Origin of the sequence: uncultured Anaerofustis sp. (assembly GCF_938029165.1) — a bacterium.
Classification (GTDB): domain Bacteria; phylum Bacillota; class Clostridia; order Eubacteriales; family Anaerofustaceae; genus Anaerofustis.
This window is the reverse complement of record NZ_CALHFB010000041.1, coordinates 56,274-73,259: the sequence shown is the minus strand read 5'-3', so window position 1 is coordinate 73,259 and position 16,986 is coordinate 56,274. Positions and strand designations below refer to the sequence as shown.

Annotated in this window: 8 protein-coding genes; 1 reads left to right on the top strand and 7 read right to left on the bottom strand. The window is 33.6% G+C overall.

Translation table 11 applies throughout. The annotated features are described in order from the left end of the window. The 4 genes from Q0516_RS07460 to Q0516_RS07445 all read right to left on the bottom strand — a co-directional run. Nucleotides 1-8,725, bottom strand: an 8,725-nt coding sequence (locus Q0516_RS07460) for a DNRLRE domain-containing protein (protein ID WP_294467063.1), incomplete at its 3' end; no start/stop codon positions are given. A 175-nt stretch (nt 8,726-8,900) separates the two neighbouring features. Then, a complete protein-coding gene (gene nrdG, locus Q0516_RS07455) occupies nt 8,901-9,419 on the bottom strand; it encodes an anaerobic ribonucleoside-triphosphate reductase activating protein (RefSeq protein ID WP_294467060.1) in 519 nt (172 codons plus the stop codon). Between the two features lies 1 nt (nt 9,420). After that, entirely contained in the window at nt 9,421-9,759 is a 339-nt protein-coding gene (gene nrdD / locus Q0516_RS07450; RefSeq protein ID WP_257480875.1) for an anaerobic ribonucleoside-triphosphate reductase, read from the bottom strand. Nucleotides 9,760-9,770: 11 nt separating this feature from the next. Then, on the bottom strand, nt 9,771-12,104 hold the full coding sequence (locus Q0516_RS07445) for an anaerobic ribonucleoside triphosphate reductase (RefSeq protein WP_294467071.1): 2,334 nt from the start codon (nt 12,102-12,104) through the stop codon (nt 9,771-9,773). Nucleotides 12,105-12,352: 248 nt separating this feature from the next. On the opposite strand from Q0516_RS07445, the gene Q0516_RS07440 reads away from it, so the two are divergent. After that, on the top strand, nt 12,353-13,336 hold the full coding sequence (locus Q0516_RS07440; protein ID WP_294467053.1) for a 2-hydroxyacid dehydrogenase: 984 nt from the start codon (nt 12,353-12,355) through the stop codon (nt 13,334-13,336). A gap of 16 nt (nt 13,337-13,352) precedes the next feature. On the opposite strand, the gene Q0516_RS07435 is transcribed toward Q0516_RS07440, so the two are convergent. The 3 genes from Q0516_RS07435 to ligA all read right to left on the bottom strand — a co-directional run bounded on the left by Q0516_RS07435 (nt 13,353) and on the right by ligA (nt 16,981). Further along, nucleotides 13,353-14,111 (bottom strand): TIGR02206 family membrane protein, encoded by a 759-nt coding sequence (locus Q0516_RS07435; protein ID WP_257480872.1) that lies wholly within the window; start codon nt 14,109-14,111, stop codon nt 13,353-13,355. A 19-nt stretch (nt 14,112-14,130) separates the two neighbouring features. Continuing rightward, on the bottom strand, nt 14,131-14,895 hold the full coding sequence (locus Q0516_RS07430; RefSeq protein WP_294467045.1) for a TIGR02206 family membrane protein: 765 nt from the start codon (nt 14,893-14,895) through the stop codon (nt 14,131-14,133). Between the two features lie 106 nt (nt 14,896-15,001). Next, the gene (gene ligA / locus Q0516_RS07425) at nt 15,002-16,981 is read right to left on the bottom strand and encodes an NAD-dependent DNA ligase LigA (protein ID WP_294467043.1); all 1,980 of its coding nucleotides are present in this window, start codon (nt 16,979-16,981) and stop codon (nt 15,002-15,004) included. Between the last annotated feature and the right edge of the window lie 5 nt (nt 16,982-16,986).

The window sequence follows — 16,986 nt, the reverse complement described above, 5'->3', positions numbered from 1 at the left end:
ACACCTGTCCCGTGTAACACACTTCATTTTCAAAGCTTGTATTGCCTAATACTTCGGTACCGCCGAACTCATCGTACTTATAAGCCACGATACCAACATTATCGTCACCTACCAATGTAGAAGTAGAGTTCCTCGTATCTTTATTATAAGAATAATACTTAAAATGACTATTATCTAATCTTGCACTTGAGATTACACTACCATCTAAGTTTAGGATATTAGATGAAATAAGCTTATTTTCATTATCTGTTGTACAAATAACATTCCCTCTATAATAAACATAATTATTCACCTTAGTAACAGGAGTTTCCTTACTGCTATCAACAACCTCTTTCCTTATCCTCTGCCCTTCATAATTATACTCATTGTTCTGAGTCAAAGTAACGTTCTCCCCGCCCTTAGCCTCATACTTGGTCATCTGATTGGAAATATCATAAGAATAATTCGTTTCCTTACTTCCGCTCACTTCTTTCTTCGTGTTCCCGTTTGCGTCGTAGGAATATTCCTTTATTATGCTTTCTCCGCTCTTTACCTTTAACAGTTCGTTTAAGTCGTTGTATTCGTAGTCTTCTTTTACTCCGTCTCTCGTCTTTGAAATCCTGTTACCGACTTTGTCGTAAGTATATGTTGTGGTGCTTACGCTGTCATTATCCGGCTTATCCGTTACCTCGACCTTTGTAAGCCTTGTAAGTTCGTCGTAGGTGTAATTCTTTATTACATGAATCTTATTTCCCGCTTCCGTCAGATAATCGTTGAAGATCTCTTCGGTGAGTATATTCCCGTTCTTGTCATAAGTGAATTTATATTCTTCTTTTGCGTTTGCAAGGTCGTCACCGTTTGCATATTTGATATGAGTCACTCTGTCGAATAAATCATACTCATAACTTCTTAAGATATAGTTGTCATTTCCCGCGTCAAATCCGGTGTAGTCCTTGATATTTTCCACATTCCCCTTAGGAGAATAAGTGTACTGCCTTACAAGTTTTTCTGCCGAATTCGAAGATGTAACGGCTTTGATGTTCATCACTTTTCCGTTTTCACTGTATTCGTATATGACTTCTTTCGTTCCCGCTTCTAAGCTTGGATAAGTGACTTTGATAAGTTCGTTCTTGTCGTTATAAGCATATCTCAATCTTTCGTTTTCGCTCGGAGTTTCTTTTTCTCCCTCGTAAGAACTTACCAGCCTGTTCCTTCCGTCATAAGAGTTAAGTGTATATCTCACGATTGATACTTCTTCACCGCTGTACTTACTTTGAACGACTTTTACTACATTCCCGCTTAAATCGTAGCTGTAGATTATGTCTTCGCTTTTCTTAATGTCATCTTTTCTGAAATGCTCTTCCTTTAAAAGTTTACCGTCATAATCATATGAGAAAGTCTTATAGTCACCGTTTGAATAAGTTTCTTTTACTTTGTTGTCGTTCTTATCGTAATCGTATTTCGTTACGATTTTCTTTTCCGTCTCGGTCCCTTTTCCGATGTCTCTTATCTCTACAGTGTTACCGAAGCTGTCCGTTACTTCTTCGCTCTTATTTCCAAGGGCATTTTTTGTCTCAACCTTCGTGTTGTCGCCTTCGGATATGTTCTCCGTAGTCTCGGTTACATTTTCTCCGGGAAGGATAACTTTATTTAGCTTCTTATCCTCGGTATATCCATATTTTGTCTCATTCCCCATAGGGTCCGTTTCGCTTATCTTATTACCAAGTTTATCATATTTTGTTGTTGTAACGAGGGATTTTTGGTCATCGGCAGTGTAAACTTTGTTTTCCGCATCATAAATCGGATTTTCTATTGTACAAGTCTGCTGACCATTTTCATCATAAAGGTTCATGGTAAGTCTGCCATATTTCACATCTGCGTCATCTTCGATGTTGAATGTCTTTATAAGCTGTCCCTGATTGTCATATTCATTATATGTGGTGTTCCCTCTGGAATACTCTTTTACATTCTGTCCGTTTACATCCGAATAACTTATACTTTCTATGCCGTCGGTAGTACTTGTTTCTTTATAAAGGAAATCATAATTTCTATTTTCTTCATTCCCCATAATAAAGTCAGTTTCATTTCCCTCTGCATAACCGTAAGAATTAGTCGTTACGCTCGATTGTCCGTCTTTCACAGTTTCAGTCCGAACAGCCTTATTCATATCGTCATATTCATAAGTGATTTCGCTTCCGTCTTCTTTCTTTTCGTAAACGAGGCTTCCGTTCTTATTATATCTGTTTTCGGTTACTGTAGGCTTATTGCTTCCGCCCTCTGCTATTTCGCTGTCGGTAAGTGAGTTCTTCGTAGTCTTTATCACTCTGTCATATCCGTCGTACTCATACATCGTAGAATAACCTTTTGCGTCCGTTTCTTTTGTTACTCTGCCGAACTTATCATATTCACTATTTGTAGTTCTCTCTTCACTTCCGCTTGCATTTTTAGTCGTTTCACTAACGGTGTTGCCCTTATCATCATAAACATATGATGTAGAGCTTATTTTATTTCCTGCGGTTATGTTTTCTTCAATTAAAAGCTCACCGTCTTCGTCATAAGTATTTATCGTTTTATCACCGGAAACCGTTTCTTCTTCTGTAAGTATATTCCCTTTTTCATCATAATCATATTTATTTTGTTCTAATGTAGTTCCGTCCAAAGTAGTTATTTCACTGTCGGCGTCAAACTCTTCGCTGTCATACTTATACTCTGTCACGCTTCCGTCTTCCGCAGTTTCCTTTAGAACGTTTCCTTTGGTATCTGCAATACAAGCGAGGGAGTTATTATCCGGTATCGAATCATACTTAGTGGTGGAAACCATTTCCTTACTGCCTTTTTGAACCGTTCCGTTACTTAAGGTATAAGTATCCACAGTCTTTGTTGTCTTTACTTCGAGCCCGTTTTCATATTCGCTTACTACTTCGTTGCCTTTAGCATCTTTACTGTATATGATATTTCCGTCAACATTATACTTGACTTCACTGCTTGCAATAACAGTAGGGTCCTCTCCTATAATATTTTTAAGTTTATCTCCTATATCCGCTTTTTTATGGATATATTCTGTTGTCTTATCAAATTTCTGAGCGCTTTCATCTCCACCGATTTTACTATATTCATAGCTCTTACCTTCTCCGTTAGGATAAGTTACCTTTTTAACCATGTCAAGCTTATCGTTATCATTATAATAGTCTATGGTATATTCATTATTTTCGCCGTCTTTTACCGAACTTAAATTACTTATGTTTGTATATCCGTAACTGTAGTCAACAGAATTATTTTCATCTGCGTATATGCTTACAGTCTTTAAAATATTTCTATTTTTATTGAAACCAAAGCTAACTTCATCATAAGTATATTCAACATGTTTACCGTGAGGCATATTTACTCTTTCAATCAAATTTTTATTATTATATTCAAAAGTCATTATGCTTCTGCTGTTTTTGAATTTCTGCTGATTTTCACTGCTCTCGCTAAGCTTGGTTTTATACTCATTATCAAATTCACTTATTGATTTTCCGTTTAAAACTTCGACTTCTTTAAGAAATCCCTTTTTACCTTTGCTTCCATAATCAATGTTTGTATCCAACGAGGATATAATATCATCATCGAAATATCTAAATACCATTATATTACCGCTTCTGTCTTCAATCGATACTATTTGACAGTTTCTGTCAAAGGTAGAAGTATCACCGTCTTTTGTTTTGATAATATAATTTACATCTATTACTTCACTTAAATCTCCGTCGCTGTCAATATCGTCTACATCCAATTTTTCTATTTTAGTTAAAAGAATGTATGTTCCGAACGGACTTTGGTATTTTGTTTCTCTTGATAGTATATTTCCGCTTGCTTCATCAATATTTTCTTTAACGGACAACTTTTCATTCTTTATCTTTGCAAAATTATAAATGGTTCCGCTTCCGTCTTTATAGACCATACCCATTTCATCGCCGTACTCATCGTATGTTTCAAGTAATATTTGATTGAATTCACAGTCCCAGCCTATTCCAAGAGGTGTCACACTCGTGGAATTACTGTTATACACTCTCGACATATCTATATCATAATTCTTGCCTTTTACACTCCCGTCGGACTGTTCGTATACAAAGTTACCCATACTTTGCTCTACTTTACCGTTACTTACGGGAGTTTCAAAATCGAAATATCCCCAGTAATCTTTATCTCCGAGGCGCTTTGTATATTCATCAATCGCCGGTAATTCAGAATGATGATCCCCAAGTGTACCGTTACTCTTCCTCACCTTTCCGCTGAAGTCCTTAACTGCCTTTACCTTGTATGAAAAGTCTTTTTCGTAATTCATTATAGCGGAAGATCTGGTCATAATTCCTTCATTATTATTGGCATTACTGTACTGATCTATAGGAGTATAGCTGTCAAACCAGTAATTGTCTTTCACACCTTCGGCTACGACTTCGGCTTTATTGACATCAAAAGTATCGCCTTCACTTCTGTATATTTCATATATAACATTATCGTTATCAGCTCCTTCGACTTTATCCCAGCTGATTTTGGTTCTGTAATTCAGTCCGCTCTTAACCTGCACGTTTTTAGGATTGTATTTATTCATCATATCGACTTTTAAAACATCCCCGCTTGAACCTTTTGCAAGAACATTAACCGAAGATATTGAAGGAGAGTTTTCACCATTCCCTTTCAAGACAGCTTTTAGTTTTATATTATTTAATTTTAAACTATCTAATATGAATTTATCTCCGCTTCCTCCTAAATAATATTCTTCATCATTATTTACTTTGATATATTCTTTATCATTAAGACTTAAATAATATTCGATTTCACAGCCTTCAGGAATGGTATCTTCTGCCATTACTTTAAGAGATAATGTATTTTCTGATACGATTCCCGCAGCCTCCGATTTGATTATATATTCGCCGGATATGCTCTTATCTGTTAGGCTTATCAAATTATTTTCTCTTTTTAAGTTAGTTAAAGTCTCATCACTTACATCGATATTATCATATAAATTATAATCATAAGTCGGAACAGAATATTTAGTCGTTTCACTTACTGTATCCCTGACAATCAAGCTATGTATGCTGTCATCGGCGAATTTTTCATTATCTGAGAAATCAAATTTACCGTCTTCACCCTTTGTTTCAGTACTTCCATCTATATAATAACTTGTATTATTTTCATTATAAGATTCGTTTTGAAGGGTCTTTAAACTAAAGGAAGCTTTTTCTTCCCCAACCAAAACCATATCTTCACTTTTTCCACCGTCAGTAACAGTAGTTTTTTCTACACTAAAATCTGCATCGTGATGTATGACATCTTTCTTTTCAACTACAATTACATTATTGGTATTATTAACGTTATTACAAGTATCTTTAGCTTTTACTTTAATACTTAATTTCTGTCCTATAGGGTATTTATCATTATCCTTCAAATTTAAAACAGCTAAAGTACCGGAAATATTATCTTTTTCTTTTGGATTATCAACAGTTTTTACTAAAGTATAATCAGACTCTGCCGGATTTTCTCCATTTGCAATCATAACATCGTAACTAAGTAAATGCGGATCTTCCACTGTACCTTTTAAGAAAACCAAATCTATAAATTTAGAATTCATAGCAGGTTTAGATATGCTAATAATAGGTGCGGTAGCATCTACGGTGTACTTCAAGCTTCTTATAGTACCGCTTACTCCGTCATGATCTACAGCTTTAAAGTAAAATGTATGAGCGCCTTCCTTTAGGTTTTCAACACTAAGGGTTGCTGTTTTATTTTTATATCTGTTATTCTCATCTATATTAGGATTGGAATCTTGTATACTAATCCAATTTTCTTTATTATCCATAGCATACTCGATATGATCTACTTTGGATATACTTTCGTCTCCCTTGACCCAACTGTAATTTAGTTCTATATTATCATTACTTCCTCCAAACACCTTAGCAAAGTCTACTATAGGTGTAGGCGGAGGGTTTGATATGCTTACATTTCTTAAAACTTCACTCTTGTTTCCAGCCTTATCATTTACGACTATTTTTATTTTATAATTACCCTCGTCATAATTTGTTGTATCAAAATTATAATTTCCGCTGTTTTCAGTGAGCAGTTTTTCTTTTCCATTACTGTAAACAAGATATATCTTGCTATCCTTTATCCCGCTTACAGCATCTGATGCCGTATATAAAATATTGGAAACCAATTTCAAGACGGCATTTTCATCGGGAGTATTTATGTCAATTTCAGGAGAGGTCGTATCTTTATTATATATAAAATCTTTTTCATCATAAACTAGGTTATCACTTGAATAAAATCTAAATATGACTTTGTATTTTCCGTCAACCAGTGTATCTATATTCCCAAATACATTACTTACAGCATATTCTTTATATTCCTTCGGATATCCTGTTACTGAAGAAGGGAAAATAAGATTTTTTTCACTAAATCCGCTAACGGCACTCCCGTCTTCTTTTAAAACATTACAAGTTATCTTACCTAAATTTAATTCTTTATCACCGTCTTTATAGTTGACCTTCCAAGAAATAAACATTTCTTTATTGACGTTATTAATATATGTATCATCAGATAAAGACGAAGTCGTATTTGCATGATCTATCTCAGGTTTTACCATATTAGAAATAGTATGATTATCGCTTTGAACTTTAGTACTTGTATTAGCTACATTATCGGTAGCACAAATTTTTACATAAACATTCTGATTTGGAGATATATTGGAAAACAAGGCACTCCCCGAAGTTACTTTCATAGATTTTATCAAAGAATTATTACTGCTACTATATAATTCAACAGTATAATCTTTTACTCCGCTATGAAATGTAGAGGGCAAATCAGCCACGGTTTTAAATGTTACTTTAACATTAGCCTTTGTATTATCTGTATTCGACCTAGAAGAAGTAATAGATATTCCGGATTTATTAATAAGTGCTGGAGCACTCAAATCTACTATGAGTGCAGCAGATTTACCGGTACCTATATTTCCCGCTTTATCGACACCCCTTACACCAATACCCCATTTACCCTGACCCAGTCCGCTTATAACCGATGCAGGAACAGTAAAAGTACCGTTAGCAGTATTAATCCCGGTAGATGCATAATCTTTATACATTGTACTTGTCCCATCAGCAGCAACCTTAATTACCTTATACTGAACATAATCAAGAATATTACTTTTAATTCCCACCCAGCTTACTTTAACTACAGGTTTGGATTTACCTATATACAAAGGATTTTTACCATTTAATAGTACACTACTTGCAGTTGAAGAGGGTTTAGGAGAAGGGACAGTATAGTTGACAGAAAGAGTAGGTCTCTTTGCCGCAGTGGAAGATCTCGTACCATGAAAAGAATTATAATTTTTAGTACCTGAACTTTCTACACTCGCTTTTAGCAATATACCGTAATTAGCCTGTGTACCCCTTGCCCATTCCTGTACAAGCTTTGTTATATTCAAAGAATGCACTGCGGTAGTGTTGCTAAGCTTCTTTGAAGCATATACCGTAGAAGTCCATTTAGGTCTTTTGTTCCATGTGACCTCACCCAATGCCCAAGATGAAGCATTTTTATGAACTTCCACGGTTGAAAACGGTGAACCGTTACTTAGCTCATAAAGTTTTAATGCGGCACTTGTGACATAATTATTCTTGATTTTAGCACTTAGCTCAGGAAATTTCATTAAAGTCCTGCAGACTTTATCGGTGGAACCATAACCTATCGGCATTTTTCTGATTGTACTAACGTAGAAATTTGAAGTTGGATATCCGCTTTCTATATATACATCTTTAACGCCGTCTGTAGACTTTGCGGTATATGTAGGGTCGATAATAACAGGATATACTCTGTTATCATCATCAAGATAATCCCTTGATACAGTTAAAATAAGTTTATATTTATCATTTTCTTTATCTATTTCCTCTAAAGAATAATGTAAGTCTTCACTGTATGCACCGCCTTGTGAGCTGTCTGTCATATAAGGCACTAAAATAGCACCTTTCTCTTCTCCCGAAATTTTATCATTAAAAAGAACTCCTCCTACTTCGGGAATAGTAGGAACCATTCCTCTGCAGGTAAGTTCATAATAAAATTTATTATTATCCGGTTTTTTATTTAAAATTATATTTTCTTTAATACCGTTATCCAAAGGTATATATTCCAGCTTTACGTTCTTATCATCCGTACCGTATATAATTTTGGTATTCTTTTCTTCATTAACTTCATATATATCGGTTATATTCTCTTTTTGTAATTCACCCTTTGTCTCATTGCTATCTGCTTCTTTTTCAAATATAGGTCTGAATGTAACTTGATCTTTACCGTCTTTGGAAACTGATATAAGTTTATTATCCGCAAGATCCAAAGGCAGCATAACATCGGTCACACCCCTTACATTTTTATATTTGTAATCAGAAGCACTTCTGCTTCTCTTTTGAGGAAGAGTCTCAATGGAAGTGTCATAATCAACATATTCACCGTTTTCGTCTTTTTCTCTGACGTTATCTGTATACACGTCGATAGTTCTGGATCCATCCTCGTTTTCATAAATGGTATAATCTTTCCCCTTTTCGATTACATCATCTTTTCTCGATGTATCTACTCTCATGCTTTTTACATCACTATTTTCAGCTGCCTTAGCAAATATTGGCGAAAATCCACCCAAGAAAACTTCAAAAAACAATAAAAATGCTACGAGTAGCGATACAAACTTCTCTATTCTTCTTCTAATTTTTCTTCCCTCTTTCATTTTATACTCCTTTATACCACAAGCTCAAACCATGTTATTTACACATGATATTCACTTAATTTTCATATAATAAGAATATCATATAGTAATATCGTTTACAACAATATTTGATAAAATATATCATTATTTACCATTATTATTTCTTATTAAGTAACATAAATAAAAAAGACTTCATTTAGAAGTCTTTTTCTATAATTTTATAATTATTTTCTATCGTATTTTTAACATCGATCCTTCTTTGATTGGAGCTTCCAACAAAGGTTTTATCATAAGTTTTATTTTTAAGCTCAAATTTTCCATCCATTATATAATCATTTAATTTTATAAGCTTTAATATATAAGGATCATTTTCACTCATTTTCAATAAATCTTCAAATAAAAATCCGGTATAAGTAATTAAATTCAAACCTTTATTTTTAATTTCCTTCCCTATTAAATATAAACTTTTAGCCTGCATGAAGGGTTCTCCGCCTGAAAAGGTCACACCGCTTAAAAGGGGATTATCAAATATAGCATTTAATACTTTTTCATGACTGATAACTTGTCCGCCGTTAAAATCATGAGTTTGGGGATTATGGCATTCAGGGCATTTATGAGGACATCCCTGGACAAAAAGAGTAAACCTCAGTCCCGGACCGTCTACAATGGATTCTCTGACAATGCCGGCTATCCTTATTTCTTTTTCTTCATCCATACTAAAGTCTTTCCATATTAGAATTTAGAGAATGTTTTACCCTATCCTGCTCTTCACTTCTTTTAGCATCATTAAATCTATCCAAAGTACCTACCAAATATCCGGTTATCCTTCTTATCCTATCGAAAGGAATAGGTTTTACTTTCGCACTTCTTCCGATATATCCGCTTTCTTCATCCGCATATAAATTAAGTTCAATCACTTCACTGTTTTTTTCTCTTTCAACTTCTTTGATATATGCTTTGATTTCTTCTTTAGTTAAATTATCTATATTTCCGTATACATACACATTAGTATCATTTATTTTAGTTTCATAAGTTAATTCTTTTGCTGTGTTCATTATATTACCTCCTATAAGTTTTCCATTTGTGAATTTAGTGAATGCTTCACTCTATCAGATTCTTCAGCCCTTTTTCCATTATTAAATCTATCCAAAGTACCTACCAGATATCCTGTTATCCTTCTTATTCTTTCGAATGGAACGTCCGTGTCATCTTCTTTTCTGTGACAGTGAGGGCATTCATCATAGATTACCCCGTTATATCCGCATACAGGATCTCTGTCAACAGGATGATTTATAGCACCGTAACCAAGCCCCATATCTTTCATACATCTTACTATTTTTTCAAATGCTTCTAAATTCTTTGTCGTATCACCGTCAAGCTCAACATATGTTATATGCCCGCCGTTTGTCAGTTCATGGAAAGGTGCTTCTTTTTTGATTTTATCAAAGGCACTTATATCATATCCAACAGGTACATGAAATGAATTTGTATAATAATCTTTATCGGTTACACCTTCGATAATACCATATCTCTTTTTATCCATCCTTACAAATCTTCCGGATAATCCTTCGGCAGGAGTCGCAACCAAAGAAAAATTGAGACCGCGCCTTTCTGTTTCTTCATCTACTTTATCTCTCATGTGAGAAATGATTTCAAGTCCGAGTCTTTCGCTTTCTTCACTTTCCCCATGATGTTTACCAACTAAAGCAGTCAGTGTTTCCGCAAGCCCGATAAACCCGATACTTAAAGTACCATGCTTCAAAACTTCTTCAACCGTATCATCCGGCTTTAAATTTTCAGAATTGATCCATACTCCTTCACCCATTAAGAACGGAGAATTTCTTACTGTCTTTGAACATTGTATTTTAAATCTGTGCAAAAGCTGTTTAACACAAAGGTTCATCTCATCATTAAGCATTGAATAAAATTTATCAATATCACCTTTTGCTTCTATAGCAAGTCTAGGAAGATTTATGGAAGTAAAACTTAAATTTCCTCTGCCGGTCACTATTTCATTATCTTTATCAACATTTGCCATTACTCTTGTTCTGCACCCCATATAAGCAATTTCAGAGTCCGGATCTCCCTCTTTATAATATTTTAAGTTGAAAGGAGAATCTATAAAGGAGAAGTTAGGAAATAGTCTCTCACTGGAAACTTCTATAGCAAGTTTAAACAAATCATAATTAGGGTCTTCAGGATTGTAGTTAACTCCTTCCTTCACTTTAAATATTTGAACGGGGAAAATAGGAGTTTCTCCGTTTCCCAAACCTGACTTTGTTGCAAGCAGGATATTTTTAATAATCATTCTTCCTTCACTGGAAGTATCGGTTCCGTAGTTTATTGAACTGAAAGGAACCTGTGCACCGGCTCTGGAATGCATAGTATTTAGATTATGTATAAGTGCTTCCATAGCCTGATATGTAGCTTTGTCGGTTTCTTTCAAAGAACTTTTCTTTGTAAAAGAAATTAGAGTATCAACGTCGTCATGGTCTAATTTATCAAGTTCTTCTCTCTCAAGTTTTAAAAATTTTTCATTATCATCAAGCGTAGGATACAAACCTGATTTTTCTTCGATATTTTTATATATATCCTTAGAGACTTCTTCACTGTTTTCTATCCCGGCGAGAAGTTCCAAGGCTTTAGCCATATTCGTGACATAAATTTTTCTATATGTTTTTTTTACACCCTGAGCTAAATCATAATCGAACTTCGGAATACTTTGTCCGCCGTGCTGATCATTTTGATTGGACTGTATGGCAATACAAGCGAGTGCGGAATAAGTCCTTATATCCTTTGGCTCTCTTATAAATCCGTTCCCTGTAGAAAATCCGCCTTTAAATAATTTTGTTAAATCTATCTGACAGCACGTCGTAGTTAAAGTATAAAAATCCAAGTCATGAATATGAATATTACCTTTGGCATGTGCGGCAGCATGTTTTTCGTCCAAAATAAACATTTCATAAAAGTTTTTTGCACCCTCGGAACCATATTTTAGCATGGTTCCCATGGCGGTATCACCGTTTATATTTGCATTTTCTCTCTTTACATCATTTTCAATGGAGCTTTTGAAAGTCAGATCTTCATATATCTTCATCAGCTTGGTATTCATCTCTCTGACTTTATTTCTTTCCGCCCTATATAGTATGTAATTCTTTGCAGTTTTGGCATGTCCGCTTTCAATCAAAGTCTTCTCAACCGTATCTTGTATTTGTTCCACAGTAGGAACTATATCTATATACTTATCGTTTAAAATATTATCTACTTTATCAGATAGCTCTTTTGCCGTAGCATAATCCTGTCCGCCCGCTGCTTCGGCTGCTTTATAAATGGCATCTGTTATCTTCTTCTTTTCGTATTTACTTGTACGTCCGTCTCTTTTTAAAATCTCTGTTACCATCATTATTCTCCTATATTTTCTAATCGGTTCAACTGCCTCATCAAGGCTACGTTAACAATTATATATTGTGGTATATAATATTGTCAAGCACAAAAAACACAATATATTGTGTTTTATTGATTTTACTTGACTTGGGAAATAATATAAGTAATTAAGAATTTTTCCTGTTATGAATTATAAATATATACTCGTATTTTAGACTTAAAATTAAAAAGAATATAAATGAAAATTCTGAGAAAAATACATATATGGAAAAGATATGTTTTTTTAATACGAAATCTTATGATAGAAAATGGTTTGATTATTACAACAAAAATTATGAAATAGAATTTTATGAGAGCAGACTTAACAAAAACTCTGCTATTTTAGCTTCGGGTTCCAGCGGCATAATTTCTTTTGTAAATGACAATTTGGATAAGGATACTATTGATGTTTTATATGACTTGGGAATTAAAGTAATAGCATTAAGATGTGCCGGATATAATCATGTCGATTTAAATGCGGCAAAAGATAAAATAAAAGTACTGAACGTTCCTTCATATTCTCCAAGCTCAGTAGCTGAATATGCAATAGGCATGTTTTTAACTCTAAACAGAAAAATACACAAAGCATATACCAAAACAAGAGATTATAATTTTAGTCTAAACGGTATGGTCGGATTTGATTTAAAGGGAAAGACAATAGGCATAATCGGAACGGGGAAAATCGGAGAAGAACTTATAGATATATGCAAAGGTTTTAAAATGAATGTGATTGCATACGATCTATATCCCAAAAAAGATAGTGATATACAATATGTCGATTTAAACACTCTTTTAAATACCAGTGATATAATTTCTCTTCACTGTCCTTTAACCGAAGATACAAAATATCTAATAAATGAAGAAAATATAAGAAAAATGAAAAAAGGAGTTTATATAATAAATACTTCAAGAGGAGAATTAATTGAAACTGATTCATTAATAAGTGCTCTTAAAGATGGCTTTATAGGAGGAGCATGTCTCGATGTATATGAAGGTGAAAAAGATTTCTTTTACGAAGATAAATCAGATCTAATCAAAAGAGATGATAAGCTATCGGCTTTAGTTTCAATGCCAAATGTTATACTCACATCTCATCAGGCTTTTCTAACAGATGAGGCTTTGAAAAATATCGCAAAAAATACAATACAAAACTTAGATGATTTTTATGATAGAAAAGAATTAAAAAATGAAGTTAAAATAAAAGGATAGACTTTAGTCTATCCTTTTAAGCTATCTGTTCACTTTCTCTATTAGCTTTTTTCCTGTAAATCACTTCCCAAGGCAGATACATCAACAGCCAAGCACTCAGTACTAAAACAATCAAAGCTATTAAATAACCTCCGCCAAAGATATCATATAAAAATACCAACGGAGACCCTTTGGACGGTCCATTTAAGAACATAAAGTTTGTATCCCATAATTTATTTATAAAATATATAGGTACAGCAAGGATACCTATAAGTAAAGATGTCTTTGGTAAATTCCTAAAATCAGGTTTCAATCTGCCGCTGTATAAAAGCATCGTAACAAATACAACCAGCCACGTATGTATAGTAAAAGAATTTATATTTGAAAAATGCATCATCGGATACTCAGTCCAGTTCGGAAACAATAATGCCGCCAAAGCTCCGGGAAAAGACAATGCATATAAATATTCACCACTTACTTTACCGGGTTTAAACGCATACCAAAAAGTTATAAATATTGATATCCCGCACAAATGAAGAGGCAAATGTTCTAAATTTAAGGTGCCTGCATAATAATGAAGGATATCCTTTAATATTTCCTGAAAAACAATAAGTATGGCAAAAAATTTTAAGAGCTTATTTTGCTGTTCTACACTTAATTTAACGAATTTCTTACACATAAATATATTAAAAACAAATATAATAAACAGTAAAATCAGATGTTCCATACCATAAGCATGCCATTTTAATGATGAAGGAACTATATTTGGATTTGCAAAAAAATATTTTAAAGTCATAATCATTCCTCACTTTATTTTAAGCTAACTGCTCAATTTCACTTTCTTTCTTATATTTGATTTCCCAAGGCAAATACATTGATATCCATATGATAAAAATTAAGCATATACCCGCAAATATATACCCCGGACTTCCAAACAAATTTTCGAGAAGTACTAGAGGAGAACCGGGAGAGGGAGTATTTAAAAACATAAAATTAGTTCCAATGATTTTATTAATTCTAAATACTATAAGTCCGACAGGAAACATAAACATTATACAACTATTTAAATTTTTATAATTGGGCTTTAATCTGCCGGAGTATATCAGTAACATCGGTACCATAAGAAGCAGCATATGAAATATGGTAGAATCTATATTTGTAAAAGATATCCTAGCAAACTTGGTCCAATCGGCAAACATAAGTGCAGCAACCGAAGCCGGAAGAGAAAAAGCATATAAATATTCATTATTCAATTTATTGGGCTTAAAGGCATACCACAATGTCATAAATATGGAAAACCTACATAAATGAAGCGGTATATCTTCGTAAATCAAGACTCCCGTCAAATAATGAACTATATTTTTAAATACTTCTTGCATGAGCATAAAAACCGCAATCTTTTTTATAAAGCTATCTTGCTTTTTTATGTTCCACAAAGAAAATTTTTTACACATATATATAACCACAAAACCTACACAAAGAAGTGTTAATAAATGACCTATATCAAATAATCTCCATGTAAGTTCCTCCGGTACATAGCCTCCGCTATCCGGGGAGACAAAAAAATATCTAAAATCCATAATGCCCTCTTTTTATACAAATATAGACTTATTATAATATTTTTTTGTTTTAAATTCCAGTAAATACAAAATAAAAGTCTCTTACTAATCTAGTAAGAGACTTTATTTAAATCATATTTTCAAATTCATTTTCGGAAATTATCTTAACACCGAGTTCTTTAGCTTTTTCTTCTTTACTTCCCGCATTCTCTCCGGCAAGCACGTAAGTTGTCTTTTTGCTGACCGAAGAAGAAACCTTTCCTCCGTAATTCTCAATTATCTTTTTAGCGTCATTTCTTTTATACTTTGATAAGGTACCGGTAAGAACAAAAGTCATTCCTTCAAATTTCAAATTATCATTTTCTTCGTCAATATATTTCATATTTACTCCGACGGCTTTTAATCTTTCTATTAAAGCAAGTTTAGAAGGATTTTTAAAGAAATTTATAATTTCGGTAGCCATTTTATCGCCGATTTCATTGATATCTACGATATCTTCATAGGAAGCTTTTATCAAATTATCCATTGTCTTAAATCTCTTAGCTAATAATTTAGCTCCTTGCTTACCCACTAAGTTAATAGATAATGCAAACAATAAATCTTCAAGTGAATTTTCTTTGGATTTTTCTATTGCGTTTAACATATTGGAAACGGATTTCTCACCCATTTTTTCAAGGCTTTCTATTTCCTCTTTCTTATTTTCCAGTTTATAAATATCACTTACATCCTGAATCAAATCTTTTTCAATCAAAGTTTCAAGGACTCTTTCTCCGAGAGTATCTATATTCATAGCTTCCCTTGAAGCAAAATGAATTATTTCCCGGGAAACCTTAGCGGGACAATCAACATTGATACACTTGACCGCACTGTTTCCTTCTTGTCGTACTACTTCCTTGCCGCAAACAGGACAGTTTTTAGGCATTTCAAATAGTTTTTCATCGCCGTTTCTGTCTTCTTTAACAGAGCTTATGACCTGTGGGATAATCTCGCCGGCTTTTTTCACGATTACATTATCACCTATCCTTATATCATTGTCATTGATATAATCCTCATTGTGAAGAGTAGCCCTGCTCACGAACGACCCGTCTATCCTAACGCCTTCCAGAATTGCAACAGGTGTAAGAGTACCGGTCCTACCCACATTTACAATGATATCTGTAAGTTTTGTCTTGACTTTTGTTTCGGAAAATTTATATGCTATAGCCCATCTAGGATTTTTATTTGTAGAACCTAAAAGTTCTCTCTGTTCGAGATCATTCAATTTTATAACAGCCCCGTCTATTTCATAAGGCATGGATCTTCTGCTGTCTTCTTTTTTGATAAGCTCATCAAAGATATCCTTTATATTATTAAATATCTTATATTCACTTACTTTAAATCCTAAAGATTTTAAATAATCAAGACTTTCACTATGTGATGATAATGTCTTTCCATCGATATGTTCAAGATTAAATATAAAACAGTCAAGATTTCTCTTTGCCGCTATTTTTGAATCAAGCTGCCTTATGGAACCCGCTGCCATATTTCTCGGATTAGCAAAAAGACTGAGCCCCTCTTTTTCTCTTTCTTTATTTATCTTTTTGAAATTGTCTTTATATATAAGGACTTCGCCTCTGACCGTCAAGTCGACTTCTTCATTGAGTTTCAGAGGAATTGATTTAATGGTTTTTACATTTAAAGTAACATCTTCGCCTACTTCACCGTCACCTCTTGTAGCCCCCACCGATAAAAGTCCTTTTTTATAAGTAAGGACTATTGTAAGACCGTCAAATTTATTTTCCAAAGTATACGTTGGATTTTCAATCTCCTTCTTTACTCTTTGGTCAAAATCTAAAAGTTCATCATAAGAAAAAGCATTAGCTAAGCTTAGCTGCTTATACTCATGCTTTACTTTATCAAAGGCATCAAGAGCCTTTCCCCCTACTCTGTCGGTAGGGGAATATTCTTTTTTGTACTGAGGATATTCTTCTTCAAGTTTACTTAACTTCCTAATAAGCATATCATAATCATAATCAGATATGCTTGGATTATCCTCTTCGTAATATTTTCTGTTATGTTCTAATAACTCTTCGGTTAATTTTTCTATCTCTTTTTTTATATCTTCCATTATAT